Source organism: Leptospira yasudae (genome assembly GCF_003545925.1).
GTDB classification, from domain to species: domain Bacteria; phylum Spirochaetota; class Leptospiria; order Leptospirales; family Leptospiraceae; genus Leptospira; species Leptospira yasudae.
In genome coordinates this window covers 35952-52693 of the sequence record NZ_QHCU01000011.1, presented here as the reverse complement: position 1 = coordinate 52693, position 16742 = coordinate 35952, and the positions used below count along the sequence as shown (strand labels likewise).

Below are 16742 nucleotides of genomic sequence, written 5' to 3'. Positions count from 1 at the left end.
GGAAGAATTTGAAAACGAAACGGAATCAAAACGATGGAATATCTGAATTCGAGTCTGACATTCTTTATTTACTTCGGAGCGGCGAACGCCTTCTTCTATTCGATTTTGGAATCGATCAAAAAAACTCCGATCAATCCGACTTTGATCCTCATTCAATGTCTTACCGGAAGCATTTTACTTCGTTATGCCTGGTATTTCGAACCTTCGCTGCTTGCGATTCCGTATCTATTCTGTTTTTTATTTACGGGAATCACGCTCGTAGGTCCGCTCGTGTATGTTTACGTAAAATCCCATCTCCATAAAATCTCCGAAGGAAGGATTTCTTTTCGGGAAATCGGAGCCAGATACTGGTTTCATTTTATACCCGCGGTCGTATTCGCGGTTTTCGAGATCGCGTATTTTTTGCAGGGACCGGACGTTTTGAAAGAGGCGGTTTCGAACAGCTTCCGCAGATTTCAATGGGACCCGATTCATCTCGCGACTTTCCTTGCCTGCATTCAAGTTTCCTTATATTCCATTCTTTGTCTGCGCGTTTATCTGCGGATCAGCCGCAAATACGAGATCTACGAATTGAAACTCGTGTGGATCATTCTTCTTTTGCCCGTATTGGCGAACGTCCTCATCGGCTCGGCCTTCTTTTTGAAAAACGAACTTCTGTTTAAAACGGGGGCCTCCTGCATCGTTTGGGTCGTTCTTCTGATGTTCGTGCTGCGGGAGAATCACCCCGCGTTTTTCAACGAGATGACCGTAGCGATCCAAAGTTCCAAGTATCAAAACACCGTTTTGTTAAGCGAAGAAATTCTGCAAGCCGATCTGAAGCTCAAGGAGATGATGGAAAGCCGGGCTTTTTATCGGGACGGAGAATTGAGACTGATCGATCTTGCGGCGGGCCTCGGTTTGAGTCTGCATCAGACGTCCCGTTATCTCAACGAGGTTCAGAGAATGAGTTTTTACGAACTCATCAATCATTATCGCGTTCAGGAAGCGTGCCGGCTTTTGCTCGAAGAACCCCAGAAGGCCGTGTTGGATATCGGATTCGAAGTGGGATTCAATTCCAAATCTGCGTTCAACTCTCAATTCTTAAAAGCCACGGGCCTGTCGCCCGCGCTCTACCGGAAAAACAGACTTTCTTCCCGGTAAATTTAAGATTCGATTATAATTCGATTCCGCAAAATAGAATTCACGAATCCGTTCGAAAATATTTCGTTTGCCTTTTCACAATCCGAGAACATTGTTTGAAGTTCGATTTCAAAACCTGACTTTATCTATGGGAGAATTTATGAAAAGAATCGAGATGTTGTTCTTTGCGGTTTGTATCGCCGCGTTCTCGGCCGCTTGCGGAAAAAAACAAACCGATCCGCACAAAGGCGCGATCACATTCATCAAGGGCGATGTGAGCGTTCAGAGAGGGGATCAAAAACGCAAGGCCTCCGTTTCGCAAGTGATCGAAGCCGGAGATACGATCGTAACCGGACATCAATCGGTCGCCACGCTAGTATTTGGGGAGAATTCTTACGTGATCGAAATCGAATCGGATTCCGAGTTTCAAGTCAAGGCGGACGCCGACGAGAAGTCGTTTCTTCAGAACAAAGGAAGTTCTTGGATTCTTGCAAACAAACTTCTTAAGACCGATCGGATGAGTCTTCATACGCCGACTACGACCGCGGGAGTGCGAGGAACCAAATTTTATACTTCGATCTACGAGGATATGACGTTCACCTGTCATTGTGAAGGTCAGATCGAATTGGAAAATATGCAGAGTCATTCCAAAAAGATCAACGATTCCGATTACTTAGCCGTAACCAAAGGAAACAAAACGATTTACATCACACCCGCCGATTTACAAAAATCGAATGTACCTTACAGCCATGAACACAGCGATTTGGAAAATTCGCAGTTAGGCGCTCAGAGCAAAATGACGCCGGAACAATTTCGAATCGTTTTGGACTTGGCTAAAAAGAAACTCGCAACCCCTTAATCGAATCGCGGTTCCGCAAGCGGCAACGTTCAGCTTGCTTGCGGAAAACGACGTAGACTTCGATCCAATCCAAGAATCTTTTCGTTCTTCTTTTATAATTCGATTTAAAGTTTTCCCTCTTCTTTTTGCTATTCGAATTAACTTCTTATTTGTGTCTAAATTGAGTTTCAAATTATCGAAATGAATTCTTTCTAAATAACTTTTGAGAATTCAGCCGCACTCGTTTCCGTAAAAACAACCCTCTCCGAGCAAGATCCGCTCAGTTTCTTGAGAAATGTCATCCTTTTGAAAAGGTATCATTTTATCATTCTTCCCCTTGTTCTTTCGGGTCCTTTGTTCCCTCCCTTCTTAAAATATAGAATCATACAATCCAAACTGTCTAAAATTAAATAAACATTTGCGTAGAATCAATTTCCTACTGATTCTGCACTCGGGAAATACGAGCGATTCTAAGCATGAACGTACATCAGAGCGAAAAGAAAATTCAACGAAGAACGATTCTTCTGGTTTTGACGATCAGCCCCGTTTTAATCATAGGCACGTTTGTTTACGAAGCAAAAAAGAAACAGGAAGAAATTCATCGGGTCGTTTGGATGCGAGCGAGAGTGACGCAGGATTACATTCGCAGAGTCAGCAATCAAACCCGAGCCTTGGGTTTGTCGATCTCAAACGCAATGATTTACGATTCGGATGAAACTCCGAGCGCATCGTCTCTTCGAAAGTTTCGCAACTTTCCGAGTTTGAAATTGTTCGGAATTGAAAATCGCGATACGAAGAATTCCCCCGAGCCCGTAAAGGAATCCTTACAGACATCCCGGGTGCCGCAGTATTCCAAACAGATCACGCCCTTTCTTTTAAAAGAAGCGGAAGCCGCTTTGAGTTTGAAAGGACAATTCGACACGCTTGTAGAAACAAAAAGCGAATTTATATGGGCTTATTATTTATCCGCACAAGGATTTATGTATTACGCGCCCAAGGGCAGCGTGTACAAAGACGTATTCAACGACGGTTTGTATCAAAGGCCGTTTTGGGTGCAAGCGAACCCCGAGGCCAATCCGGATCGCAGACAGGTCATTACCGGATTATACAACGATATCATCGATCAAGGTTTGATGATCACAGTCTCCGAGCCCGTGTATTTTCGGGATCGTTTTCTCGGGGTTGTTTCGATCGACATAGGTTTGGATGCGATGCGGAGAATTTTGGAAGTGGGGGATTGTATCGGAGAAAGCATTCTGATCGATGAAAACGATCGGATCATCGCCAAGGTGGCTCCGATCGATTTGAACGATTCGTTGATTCAAGTTCCGAACGGTCCTTCGGAAAAGTTTTTTCTGCAGAGCGGAAATTACTGGGTCTTCTTTGATATCAAAGAAGGCGATGTCCGTTTAATACATCGGATTTCCGCGATTTGGTTTCTTCTCTCGATCGTTACGGGTTTGTTGCCGTTCTGGGGACTTGTCTGCGCGCTCGGGATCGTACTCATTCTTTATATAAAGTTGAAATCCTCGATGGAGCAGGTTTCACAACTGATTCACACCGATCCGTTGACGGGAATTGCGAACCGCCGCGGTTTTTTAAAGCTGACGCAAAAGGCGCTCGCGATCAGCAACCGTCACGGACAAAACTGGACCATTCTGATGATCGACATCGATCACTTTAAACAAGTGAACGATCAATTCGGGCACGATACGGGGGATCGAATTCTCGTCAAAGTCGCGCAAGTGCTCGGAACCTGCATTCGACAGAGCGATGCGCTCTGTCGTTGGGGCGGGGAAGAATTTGCCGTGTTTTTATTCGGAGCCAATCCGGAAGATTCCGTGAATATCGCCGAACATCTCCGCAAGGAAGTGGAAAACAAAGTCTTTCTGCAGGATGGGAAGGCCGTAACGCTGAGCATCGGTATTTCGGAAGGAAGGGGAGGCAGAAGCGGTTTGGAGGAAGCGTTTACCCACGCCGATCAAGCCTTGTACCAGGCCAAAACTTCCGGAAGAAATAAAGTCTGCGTATTTGAAACCGTGACCGATTTGATCTGAATCGTCCATGTTTGATTGATATATTATAAAAATTGAATTCGTTTGCTAAACGGAGGTGCGCGCACTCTCGAATTTTTCTTCGACCGTTTTTCACTTCTTATCCTTCCTTATTATAAGATGAAATTATTTCTTTTGCTAAACCGAAATCTTCTTTGAATCCAATCACAGTGCGGAAAAATTCTTTTTGTTATGGAACGCATGGAAAGTGATCATGCGATCCGTTGGCTTACTGAATTTCATGTTTAAAACGCTTCTCGAAACTCCGAATGGTTTCGTTTTTGTCAAATCTGAAGAACTTTTTGTCAATCTGCTTGGAAGAAAAACATCTAAAGATTCATATCTTCTACAATTTAAAGAATTGATTCTCAAATTTTATTTTGAGAAGTGCTGAAAAAGATTTTGGATTTATTTTTGAAAAGAGTTGTTAGTATCGGACTTGAGAACGGTCCAACGGTTAGACGGTTCCGTTTTCGAGGTGAATCCATTGCAGCTAATGAATCGTATCGGTGTACAAGTCGAAAAAGTAAGAATCAAGAAACGAATCATCTTCTCTCTCTTAACCGTGATTTTGATTCTGATGTTCTTATTTCTCATCTACGAAAATCTTAGAATGGAGAAAGAAATCGATCGAATCGTAGGCATGAGAACCCGCGTGATGAACGATTATATCCGTAGAGTAGGATCGCAGACAAGGGCACTCGGCTTGTCGATTGCGGATTACCTCAACTTCAATGAGGATGCGCCCGCTAATCCGGGTTTGCTGAAAAAATTAAAAGCATATCCGAATCTGAATCGATTCGGAATTCCCAATGTAAGCCGCGAGCTGATCGACGGCGCGGACGCGGGCACTCTCACAGCGGTCGGATCGATCACAAAGGTCGAACCGGAGCTTTTAAAGGAAATCGAAGCTGCGCTGAGTTTAAGAGGACAATTCGAATCCCTCACCGAAAAACAAAGCGAAGTCGTATGGGCTTATTATTTGTCCGCGCAGAAATTTCTTTACATCACTCCTAAGTTCAAAGACGAAAATTATTATTTCACGGACGATCTCTACACCGGCCCTTTCTGGACTCAGGCGAATCCGCAGGCCAACCCGCAAGGACGTCAGATCATCACCGATCTTTACGAGGATCTTGCCGGAAAGGGGTTGATGATCACGGTAGCGGAGCCCGTGTATGTAAAGGGGAAATTTTTAGGAGTAGCGTCGATCGATATCGGTTTGGACGCGATGCGGAGAATTTTAGAAAGCGGGGATTGTATCGGAGAAAGCATGCTCATCGATGAAAACGGAAAGATCGTGGCAAAACCCGGTCCGTTCAATCTGAACGATCGCCTGCCGGTAAACGTCGCGTCCCTGATTATGACCCCCGAAGAATCGTTCTTTATCAAAGACGGCAGTTTTTGGATCGGATTTCAGATTAAAAACAACGAGATGTGGCTCGTTCATGAAATTAAGATTTTTGAATATATTCTTTACATACTGAAAAACCTTCTGCCGTTTTGGGCGCTCGTTTTCACGTTTTCCATCGTGTTGATCCTTTATATCAAATTGCGCTCTTCGATGAATCAGGTTTCCGCGTTGATTCATACCGACCCGTTGACCGGCATTTGGAATCGCAGGGGTTTCTTGAAATTAACGCAGAAATCTCTTGCGATCGGAAACCGTCAAAGCCGTAACGGAAAGCAGGATTGGACGATCTTGATGGTGGACATCGATCATTTCAAACAAGTGAACGATAAATTCGGCCATGAGACGGGGGACAAAACGCTCGTGAAAGTCGCACAGGTTTTGAACGATTCCATACGACAAAGCGACGCCGTTTGCCGCTGGGGCGGGGAAGAATTCGCTGTCTTTTTATTCGGTGCAACCCAAGAGGACTCGGTGAACATCGCGGAGAACTTACGCAAAGAAGTGGAGAATCGAATCCACCTAGAAGATGGAAAGCCGGTGACTCTGAGTATCGGAATTTCGCAAGGAAAGAGAAACTTGGAAGAAGCGTTTGCGAACGCGGATCAAGCCTTGTATCGCGCAAAATCTTCCGGAAGAAATCGAGTTTGCATCTTTGATCCCAAAATGACCGCAACCGTTTCTTCTCATTGAAGAGAAGTCGATCTATCATTCAGATTTTTCTTTTATTCCTCAAACTATAAGCTGAACGGCTTTTTGAAATCCGATTTGTTATAGTTTTTAGAAGCAAAGAGGTTCTTTCGAGCTATTGAATTCTAAAGAACTTCGTTTCCTGTTTCGGAGTTTTATATGAGCCAGACAATTGCAATCGATTACGGATTAAAAAATCTACAAGTCAATACGGTTTGTTATAAACTTCTGATTATCGAATTTTCCGGCGTCGTGAATCATGAAACTTTGAGAGGGATGCCCGCTAAATTGAACTCTATTTTCCACGAATTGGACGGGATGTTGATTATCGATATTCGAGGAGTAAAAAATCCCGATTCCGAATTCGTAAGAGCCTTTACGAACATCTTGCACGGCATTTCGGAACGCTTTGTCCGCTACTTTATCATGACGAGTGAACGGAAAGTTTACAATTGGATTCTGAATTCCACTAGACTACGGGACGTGGACCCGATTATGAATTTCGAGGATTTGAAAAAAGAGTTGGAACTGGACTCTTTGATCCGCGAATTCGAATTATGATTTATAAAAAATCAGAGCGAAAGTAATTTCTTATATTCATTTTATATTTTGAAGGGACCTCAATTTTAGATCTGTTATACTATTCAGTGTAGAAGGGAACTCACTCTATTGCACTCGTCTATCTGGTTCCGTTCGCAACAACGGGCCAGATAGATAATTTTAGAGAGTTTTCGTTTTCAATCTCCTCTCCATTCCTCCGATCCACGTCCCACAATAGCGACTACTTCCTACTTATTTCGATAAGAAGAAACCTACATTTTCATTGAACAATTTTTTGTATAACTTCGGACATTGCTTGGAAAAAGCGAAAGCGGGTCTGTTCGCCTTTGAAACGGGTCCCCTCTAAAAGCGAAAATTGAATGCAACGAAAAGAATCAGTCCAGAATTGTCATTCTTTAATTCTTAAATTCAATTTATAACTAGGGGAGATTTGAAATCAAACTTATAGTACAATAAAAGAAGAATAACGTTCCATTGAAAGAAAACCATTCAATCGATTCGCTCCTATATCTCCATAAACAAAGCACTGAATCTATTTGGCTAATTTGCATTCATTAGCCAGGTAGATTTTTTTTTGTTTTCTTTCGTGAGAAGAGGTGCGATCGAGTCGGGTTCTTTTTCTTCGTAATCGTCAAAGTGCATGACTTGAAACAAGAAGATTCCGGAATGCGGATCGAGCGGGAGCGCCTGGGGATTTGTCAAAGGAATGTTTTCGCTCCTGCATTCGATTCCCTGCAGAAACATATTGAAAATACTTTCGAAGGCGCTTGCGATCGAATGGTTGGTTTGGGTTAAATACGTGGGATTGATGATTCCGTCCAAGGCGGCGACTAAGATATCGATCGTAAGTTCCCGATTGATATCCTTTCTGAATTCTCCGATTTCCTGACCTTCCCGGATTAAATCGGCGAGTCGTCTCATCCGGTCCCGGCGGTATTCCTGCATCATGGAGTAAAGGTCGGGGCGGAGATTTTGAATGTCCCTTGCGAAGGGTTTCCCCATCTTCGAACCTAATTCCGAAACGATAAACAGGATTTCGCGCAGTCTTTGACTCGGACTTTTTGACTTATCGGCGATGATGGCTTCGTGCTGGCTTTTGATTTTGTCCTTTATGAAATCGAAAACGGCGCTGATCAATTTTTCTTTCGCGTCGTAATATCGATAGAGAGTACGTTTGCTGATCCCTATATGTTTGGCGATTTCATCCGTGTTCGTTTTGGCAAAACCGGCGGATAAAAAAAGCCTTGTCGTTCTTTCTAAAATTCTTTCAATCATATCGGGGATCGTATGTGCGTGTGTTCTATTGATTGGACGCGGAATCTTTTGTCAACGTTTCGGTTTTTCGGGAATTCGGGAAAAACCGAAAGGGACGTTTGCCGATTTCTTAAAGGAGAGCTTTCTTTTTAAGTCCCTTTGGAGAATCTCCGGTCCACTTTTTACACGCTCGGTGAAAGGAGGTGTAGGAGTTGAATCCGCATTCGAACGCGATGTCCAAGAGATTCATGTTTTGTTTTTCCGAGAGAAGACGCACGGCATCATTCATACGATTGCGATTGATAAAATCGGAAAAGCCGGTGTTCTTATAATTGTTCAAATAAAAAGAAGCTTGATGAAGACTGATGCCCAGATACGCGGAAAGATCGATCAATCGGATGCTGTCGTCCGCGTATAATTTCGCTTCTATAAACGCGCTCAATCTTTCCTCTGCGCGTTTGAGATCGTCCTCTTTGAGAAGATTCTTTTCTTCGATTCGATCGTTCTGAGGATCGTCCTCGTTTAACGTTGACGGTTGATCGGCAATCTCTTCGATCTCCTCGTTTTCGGTAAACTCTTTGAAGTCAGATTGTCTCTGATCCCGGTTTGCGGTATTTCTTTTGACGAAGTATAGAATCGAAACGAGAAGTATTTGAGTATAGTATGAAATACTGTTCCAGTTTGTGTTGTAAAATGCAATTCCGATTAAATTTCCCAGAATGCCCACGCTGAAGCCGACCGGAATCGCGATCAGATACGGATTTTTTCGATTTGAATCGGTTTTTTTGAAAAACAGACCGGTTTCAACGGCTGTAAACGAACAAATACTCAAGCAAGCGAGTTCTCCGGTGATTAGAAGAGGTGCAGGTTCTTCGAAATAAATCAAAAAGATGAATGAAAGAGCGCCCGCGCCCCCCGCGTTCCGGAGAACGGTCTTACACGGAACCGGGTTTTGAAGAACGTTTCGGATCGTCATTCGAAGCAATAAAAAAGAATAGATTCCGGTTCCATAGATCAATGCGATCCATTTGAGTTTAGGGAAAGCTCCCGTATCGAACGCATCGGAAACGATTCCGTTCCATAACACGAGGTAGGCTCCGAAAAACAAAATAAATGCGGAGAAAATATTCTTCTCGATACACGCTTGCAGATCGGATTTCAAAACCGAGGGATGTTCGAACCTTGATCTTAATTTCGAGTTATAAACGGTAATTAAGAAATTCTGGATTTGAGTATTCATAAGCTAAGAGCTCTCTATTTGCGGATTCGAATTTTAAATTTTCAAATAGGAGGCTCTTTAATAACTTCCGGGTTGTTTCGATTCGGCTTGTTTTTTCGCTTAGTGGAAGATCGTGTTTTTGAATTTCCTTGTTTCGAACTTGAAACGGTAGGTTGAATCTATAATTCAAGAATCGATTCGTATTTGCAAAGTATCGGTTGAACAGCTCGATGATTTGCAAAGATGCTGTTTTGCTAATACGAAATGATTTCATTTTGAATCCGAGTATCGTTGTATAATTTGAATCATTCTAAACCGAAGTGATTTAGTTCGCTTCTTAAGGAATGCTTCTATGAGCCATGTCTCTGAAAAGGGAGTATAAGTAAACTAAAAAATGGACAAATAGTTTACTTCATGCCATTTCGGCATTTATTTTAAGCGGAATGATCAGATTTTTTAATGCGAACTGGAGATTTTGGAGTGGAAGATCTTGATTTTCAGTTTTTTCCTTAATTCAGTTCACGCATCGATTACGGCGAAAAGCCCTGCGTTAGGGATCGAAGCGGAGTCAATCAATCGGTTTTACCCATTGCTTATGAAGCGACGTCCCGATTCGCGATTGATTGACTGGAGCGGAGAGCCCGACCGCGCAGCGGGAACGCCCGAAAGTTTTTCCTATTATAATATCGCCCATTCATCTTTTTACGGAGGCGAAGTCACGCAACGAACATAATAGGTGCTTGTTTTGGAAGCGCTGCCGGAGGTAAACCCAGATTGGAAGTTGATCGCCCAAGCGTTTGTGGCATTCAGCCTATACGTGGTCGAAGTCCAAAAATACTGTGATGGCGTTGCTGGAAAATACGTTCCATTGATCACCGGAGACGCCCCGACAGAATGATCCAAGATACTTCTCAATTCTGTCACCGATGGAAGCCGCCAGGTTCTTCCTGTTAAAGAAAGGCCGTTGCAATAAGTGAGCGCATTGGCCCAGGTTAATTGATTCGTTCCTCCAGTTCCGCAAGAGGTTCCCGATAAGTTGTTTGTACATTTCTGCCAAATGAGACCCTTCCCGATGTCAGTGATCGTTCCGTCGTTGTTATCCACAAAGGGTGCAGCAGACAAGGAAACTGTCGTGGCATATAGGATGGAGATGATTCCCCAAATAAATACAGAATTCCACATTTTTATTTTATTTTGAATTTGTTGCAAACTCATGACTGTCTCCTTTGCGTTCGTTCTTTGAGGTTTCGGTTCTCGAACCGGATTCAGGATTCTTTTCAGCAAACACGGAATCTTCATATTTTTGAATTTCATACTATTCTTACCTTTTTACGGAGAAACGCAGCGGGCCAGAGATCCAGCAAACGAGCTGTCCGTCCAGGTCGTTCCTCCGTCTGAAAAAAATAGCACCAAAGACCTGGTCGGGTCCGGGAGATACGGAGTGGAACTCCAGTAGTAATAACTTCCGCTCGCATTCGGAAAGGCGGTCGTAAAGGTGCGAGGAGAGGCTGCCGCATTGAAGTCGACTAACGTTTCGATTTCCGAGATTGTTGGAAGTCGCCAGTTGTTTCGATTCGCATATCCCGCGCCTGAATTAAGGGTGTTTAACGCCAAACACGAGTTGATTGCACCTGTCAGGTTGAGATAACTATTAGCGCCACCTAAACAATCCGCATTGGTTCTACCTTGATGACAGGTTTTCCAATAGAGACCGGTGTTTGCATCGAGTGTCATATATTCGTTTCCGTTTACAGTCAATATGGAGAAAGCAGGATTGACTCCTTTCTGAAGTTTTCCGTCCTGTCCCGCCGAGCTTGCTAAAGTGCAGGTTGCATCCAATGTTCCCGAAGAATCCCAACAATTGACTTGCATCGTTTTGAGAGGCGCCGTTCCGAAGATCATGATATTGACATTCGCGGTCGTGCTTCCGGAGGAATTGCTCGCAGTGATCGTGTAAGCCGTTGCCAACTGAAACGAAGTCGGTGTTCCTGAAATCGCACAGGTGGTCGCGTTGATGGAAAGCCCCGCGGGCAAAGTGATATCGGAAGTGCAACTGGTTACGGTTCCCGTGAACGTCGGAGTTGCCGTTGTGGCCGTTCCTCTAAAAAGAACATACGGACTTCCCGCATAGTTCAGCGAAGCGGGAGGAGGAATGTTGACCGTGATGGAAATCGTCGTATTGGTGCTTCCGAATGCGTTGCTCGCAGTGATCGTATAGGTCGTAGCGGTTTGTGCTGCGGTAGGCGTTCCGGATAACGCGCATGTTGTTGCATTGAGTCCGAGTCCTGCGGGCAATGGGATGTCCGAAGTACAGCTTGTAATCGTTCCGGTTAAGGACGGTGTTTGCGTAGGAATCGCCGTTCCTTGCGTAAAGGTGAACGGACTTCCGGAATAAGCAAGTCCCGTCGGAGGAGCTAAATTGACCGTGATGGAAATCGTCGTATTGGTGCTTCCGAATGCGTTGCTCGCAGTGATCGTGTAGGTCGTAGCTGCTTGTGTTGCGGTCGGCATTCCGGATAACGCGCAGTTGGTTGGATTGAGTCCTAATCCGGCGGGCAGTGCGATATCCGAACTGCATCCGGTGACGGTTCCCGTAACGGACGGAGTTGCGGTCGTGATTGTAACTCCTTGTGTAAAAACGAAAGGCGTTCCTGCGTAACTCAGAGCCGTAGGAGGGGCCAAGTTCACTTGAATCGAAATGTTTCGGGTAGTGCTTCCGAATGTATTGCTAGCGGTGATTGCATATATGGTCGCACCTTGCGTTGTTGTTGGAGTTCCCGAAATCGCACAGGTCGTCGTATTCAGATTCAAACCGGCCGGTAAGGCAATATCCGAAGTACAATTCGTGACGGTTCCCGTAATGGTCGGAGTCGCCGTCGTAATGGTTGCACCTTGCGTAAAAACGAAAGGATCTCCCGCATAGCCTAGTCCGGAAGGAGGGGCTAAGTTTACCGTGATGGAAATCGTTGTATTGGTGCTTCCGAATGGATTGCTGGCGGTGATCGTATACGTTGTTGCAGGCTGTGTGGTCGTAGGCGTTCCCGAAATCGCACAAGTCGCCGCATTGATTCCTAAACCGTTCGGCAACGGAATATCGGAAACGCAGTTTGTCGCGGTTCCCGTAAACGTAGGCGTTACCGTTGCGATCGTAGAATTCTCCGTAAACGTATAAGGGCTTCCTGCAAAATTCAAAGCGGAGGGGGGCGCTAAATTTACGGTAATCGTGATTGTAAAGGTCGTATTTCCGAACGGATTGCTCGCAGTGATTACGTAGTTTGTTGCGGGTTGTGTCGCACTCGGGGTTCCGGTGATTCGGCAATTCGTATTATTCAGAAATAAGCCTGTGGGCAATGCAATGTCGGAAACGCAGTTGGTCACGGTTCCCGTAAACGTAGGAGTGATGGTGGTGATCGTAACATTTTCCGTAAAGACATACGGACTTCCCGCGTAATTCAAAGCGGAAGGAGGCGCCATGTTCACCGCGATGGAAATCACAGTATTGGTGCTTCCGAATGCGTTGCTACCTGTAATCGTATAATTGGTCGCGGCTTGAGGGGTGGATGGATTTCCGGAAATCCCGCAGTTTGAGGCATTTAAGCTCAATCCTGTCGGAAGAGGAATGTCCGAAGTGCAAGCGGTAATCGTACCGGAATAGGTCGGAACGATCGGCGCAAACGTAGAAGTGCCTGCGGTGAAAACCATCGCACCCGCCGCGAAATTCAACGCCGCAGGAGGATTCATATTCACACTGATAAGGATAGAACTTGTCTTGCTTTGCGAAGAATTGCTCGCAGTGATCGTGTAATTCGTCGCCGCTTGATTGACCGTTGGAGTTCCTGAAATCGTACAGGTTTTGCTATCGATCGCGAGTCCGGCCGGGAGCGCGGGACTTGCGGAACATTGTTCGATCAACCCTGCGGTGCTGGGTTGGATCGGTGCGATCGGCGCGTCTTTCGTAAGAACATAAGGACTCAAAGAATAATTGAGAGAAAGCGGATCCGTCGGGGATTGAAAAAGATTCATCGGACCGAAAAAACCTTTGAAACTGAAAGAATTGGAATTTCCTAAACAATTCACCGCAGAAAGAATCAGGAACAAAGGAAGAAGGATAAGAAGTCGCCGACGTTCCAGAAGGAGCCGATCTCCTTTCCAAAAAAAGAACGTAAGAATCCGACTCTGTAACGAATTGAATCGATGTTTTTCTTTCATAAATTTTTACCTACTTCCCTCAAGGAACGATCCAAAAATAAAAAAATGACTCAAAAGAATCGGAACCGCTTGTTGGATGATTTACGAACGGAATGTTTTCCGTGCGATTTCTCTTCAGAAAATCGATTTCTTCTCCGAAGAAGAATCGAGAAATTCCCGAGATCCAACTTGGATTCAAAATCGAAACCGATTCCTTCTTCCGGAAACGGAGAAGAGAATCAAGACATCCAACGTCATTTCTATATACGCGTAAATTTATTCTAAAAAGAACGGAATTTCCGACCGTGTTATAACCTGATGAATTTTTCCAAAGCCGTGAATTTGGATCGTTTTTTAGGACCAAAAATTCAGAACACCTCTTTGAAAAGGGAAGAATTCTTTTGTTTGTCCATGTCGATTGAATGGCAAAGAAGCGTATTCGTTTAGATCAAAAGGACTAAATCGTGTAAGCGCTTTGTTTGATTCAAAGAGAAGACAACTAACGTGTTGTATTCGTTGATTCGTTGCAAGCGGAGGAATCACACAACGCAATCACGGGATCGCTCATGATTCCGTGTTTCGAAACGAGTTTTCAATTCTGAGAATTGATCAGTTTTCGAAATTCTCTCGGAGACTTTCCCGTAAATTTAACACAAGCTCGATGAAAGGAAGAAGCGGAATTGAACCCGCATTCTAAAGCGATCTGCAATAAATTCATATGAGACTTGTTTCTGAGATTTCGTTTTACGTCTTCGATCCGATTCATGTTCAAGAAGTCCGCAAACTTCATAGACATGTGTTTGTTGAGATAATACGAAGCTTGGTGCGTGGAAAGCCCGAGATAGGAAGCAAAGTCCGGTAAACGCAGCTCTTCGTCCGCGTAACCTCTCACTTGAAGAAAGGAATTGATTCTTTCTTCGATCTTCTCCAGTTCCACCCCTTCTAAAATGTTTCTGGAACCTTCGGAAAGCATTTCCGATTCCATCAGATCTTCTACGGGAGAATCGACCAACGAGTGGCTATCCACGAATTCCTTGCTAAATTCTCCATAGGCGCGGCTGAAAAGAATCGGATAAAACCGCTCGATCAAAGTGATATACGCGATCATAATTCCGGGAACCAGCTCGGAAAACATCAGAATTCTCGTGGAATGCAGAACGGTTCCGAGCAAGTCTAAAATCAAAGAAACCGTAATCGTGAACGTGATAAAAGGAAAGTTGAAGAAGACGCGGGGCTTTTCGGAAGATCGAATTTCTGCGATGGACCAAACGGTCGTGTAGAGCGTCAGCGAAACCGCGATCGAATCGCAAATACAAATGAAAAGAGTTCCGGGAACGAAGAATGCGATCCCCATCGTGATCGGAACGATTGCGACCAAACGTTTGCAGTAGAGCCAAGGATTGTGCAGGCGATCCAAGATGAATCGAATGCAAATCAGGACAGCGGAAGACGCATACAGAACGAGACCGAAATAAATTCCTAAAAAGAGAGGTTCTTTTGCCAATCGCGGATCCGATTCCTGCGGGAAGATGACTTTGTTGTTCACCATCAAAAAGATGCTGACGCTGAGAAGGATCGTTCCGTAGGCCTTGCTGAATTCGTCCCTTTTACCCGAATACAGTTTTACGATCGCCATCACGATTCCCGTTCCGACGCCGGCTGCGTGTGCGTAGAACAGATGGATCTCGGAAAGAAATAAATAAGATACAATCTCGGAGAAGGTATTGAAATTTAACATTCGAAATCATCCCTTGCAATAGAATCGTTCTATCTTTGCATTGCGTTCTTCGATCGAGTATAACCCGCCGGATCCCGGCCGGTCATCGGTAAATATAATTTTAAAAAAGGAAAATTATAAATATCATATATGCCATTTTAGAATTTAATTTAATCTGAAGTAAAATCGCATAACAAGCCGTAGAAATAAACGATCAACGCTCAAAGGTCGTGCGGTTAAGGTTAAAGCCGTATGACCCTTGTTTGTCGAAAGTTTCGTATACAATCCTTTTTTCGGATTCTTAATTTCTAAATTGAATGTCCGCCGGTGAAGACTGGAAGTGAATCACTTTCGGTTGAGTTTCCCGAAACTGCTTGGGTGACATTCCCGTCTCTTTTAAAAAGGCCTTATAAAAAGAAGAATTGGAATTGAAACCGACGGCGATTCCGACGGAAACGACCGAACGAGCCGGGTCGTTCAACAACATCAACTTGGCTTCTTCCACTCGGAAACGATTGATGTAGTTGTTGAAATTGATTCCGAGATGATTGTTCAGAAAGAAGGAAAGCTGATGAACGGAAATTCCGAGTTCTTCCGAAACGTCGGGGAGGCGGATGTCTTCATCTAAATAAATTCTTTCTTCCTTGATGATATGGGCGAGTTTTTCTTCCAGTGCGTTGATATCGACGTCGTGTAGGAGGGAACGTTTTACCAGATTCTTGCCCGGTTCGATCGTTAGAAAATCCAGAAGATTCGGATAAACGAGAGTCAGAAAGTAATAAAAAACGACCGCAAATGTGGTGTGAACGCTGGAAAGAAGCACGAGAATCTTGTTTTCGAATACGATCCCGAGGATTTCCAAAGGAATGCAAAGCGAAATCAAGATCACCAGCGTAAGAATCGTCCGAAAACTGAACGAAGAAGATTCGTATTTTTTGTCGATGAACACATTGGCGACTGCAATTACGAAATAGACGAAAACATACAAATCGGCCGCAAATAAGAAGAATTCCAGCTCTTTCGTGCCTTGTTGTTCGTAGAACGTAGCGATCGGAAGCGCGAGAATAAAAGGCCCCAACAGATTCCAATAATAGATGAGGGGAAGGGTTGAAAACTTCTTAAAGATCATTGTTGAGATCAAAAATACGATCGTGCCGCTTGCGGCTAATGCGATAATATCGATCAAAAAGAGAAATTTACGAAGCCAGGGCAGAGTGATCCAGCTCAGGCTCGACTCGTCGACGAACTGAAAAATCGCCGTCAATACCAAGACGGTCGAAACCAGATAATCGATTTGTCTACTTGCACGAATCCAACTTCCAATTCCCAGGACTAAGGCAAAGCCCGCTCCAAATCTTATTAAGCTCAATAAGATTTCTTCATTTAACATTGAATCTAAAATATTCACCATATCCGTTATTCGCTTTGTATCTTCTCGGTTTATTTGTTAAGAAAACCAAAGCTCATCTCTAATTAAAGTCAGCGAACTCACCATATTCCAATCACAAGATTCATTTTTAATTTGAATTCAATTTGGTCCATTCAAATTCAATTAAAAGAAATCATTCTATATGCGAAGGTGAAATTGACATTTAAATTGTAAAAGAAATTTTGAATATTCGTTATTACTTTTATTTCGATTAACAACTCTATAGATTCAGATCAATTCAAGTGATAAATAGTTTCTTTTG

Annotated in this window: 11 protein-coding genes; 5 read left to right on the top strand and 6 right to left on the bottom strand. The window is 44.0% G+C overall.

Annotated elements, in window-relative coordinates; genetic code table 11:
• The first annotated feature begins 33 nt into the window (after window positions 1-33).
• From DLM76_RS20980 to DLM76_RS20955, 5 genes are all read left to right on the top strand, one after another.
• Window positions 34-1140 carry an AraC family transcriptional regulator gene (locus DLM76_RS20980; protein ID WP_118957959.1) on the top strand — a complete coding sequence of 369 codons (1107 nt, stop codon included), beginning with the start codon at window positions 34-36 and terminating at the stop codon, window positions 1138-1140.
• 139 nt (window positions 1141-1279) lie between these two features.
• Complete coding sequence (locus DLM76_RS20975) at window positions 1280-1978, top strand: FecR family protein (RefSeq protein WP_118957971.1); 699 nt, start codon at window positions 1280-1282, stop codon at window positions 1976-1978.
• 455 nt (window positions 1979-2433) lie between these two features.
• On the top strand, window positions 2434-4014 hold the full coding sequence (locus DLM76_RS20970; protein ID WP_118966483.1) for a sensor domain-containing diguanylate cyclase: 1581 nt from the start codon (window positions 2434-2436) through the stop codon (window positions 4012-4014).
• A 493-nt stretch (window positions 4015-4507) separates the two neighbouring features.
• Window positions 4508-6115 (top strand): sensor domain-containing diguanylate cyclase, encoded by a 1608-nt coding sequence (locus tag DLM76_RS20960; protein WP_118966481.1) that lies wholly within the window; start codon window positions 4508-4510, stop codon window positions 6113-6115.
• A gap of 156 nt (window positions 6116-6271) precedes the next feature.
• Window positions 6272-6673, top strand: a complete 402-nt coding sequence (locus tag DLM76_RS20955) for a hypothetical protein (protein WP_118957955.1) — start codon at window positions 6272-6274, stop codon at window positions 6671-6673.
• A gap of 540 nt (window positions 6674-7213) precedes the next feature.
• Here DLM76_RS20955 and DLM76_RS20950 read toward each other — a convergent pair.
• The 6 genes from DLM76_RS20950 to DLM76_RS20920 all read right to left on the bottom strand — a co-directional run bounded on the left by DLM76_RS20950 (window position 7214) and on the right by DLM76_RS20920 (window position 16462).
• A complete protein-coding gene (locus DLM76_RS20950; protein ID WP_118966480.1) occupies window positions 7214-7948 on the bottom strand; it encodes a TetR/AcrR family transcriptional regulator in 735 nt (244 codons plus the stop codon).
• A 109-nt stretch (window positions 7949-8057) separates the two neighbouring features.
• The gene (locus DLM76_RS20945; protein WP_241548330.1) at window positions 8058-9089 is read right to left on the bottom strand and encodes a helix-turn-helix domain-containing protein; all 1032 of its coding nucleotides are present in this window, start codon (window positions 9087-9089) and stop codon (window positions 8058-8060) included.
• Between the two features lie 759 nt (window positions 9090-9848).
• On the bottom strand, window positions 9849-10328 hold the full coding sequence (locus DLM76_RS20940) for an Lcl C-terminal domain-containing protein (protein ID WP_429945311.1): 480 nt from the start codon (window positions 10326-10328) through the stop codon (window positions 9849-9851).
• 147 nt (window positions 10329-10475) lie between these two features.
• A complete protein-coding gene (locus DLM76_RS20935) occupies window positions 10476-13355 on the bottom strand; it encodes a putative Ig domain-containing protein (protein ID WP_241548329.1) in 2880 nt (959 codons plus the stop codon).
• A 571-nt stretch (window positions 13356-13926) separates the two neighbouring features.
• Window positions 13927-15072 carry a helix-turn-helix domain-containing protein gene (locus DLM76_RS20925; RefSeq protein WP_118966478.1) on the bottom strand — a complete coding sequence of 382 codons (1146 nt, stop codon included), beginning with the start codon at window positions 15070-15072 and terminating at the stop codon, window positions 13927-13929.
• A 280-nt stretch (window positions 15073-15352) separates the two neighbouring features.
• The gene (locus tag DLM76_RS20920) at window positions 15353-16462 is read right to left on the bottom strand and encodes an AraC family transcriptional regulator (protein ID WP_118966477.1); all 1110 of its coding nucleotides are present in this window, start codon (window positions 16460-16462) and stop codon (window positions 15353-15355) included.
• Window positions 16463-16742 lie beyond the last annotated feature (280 nt).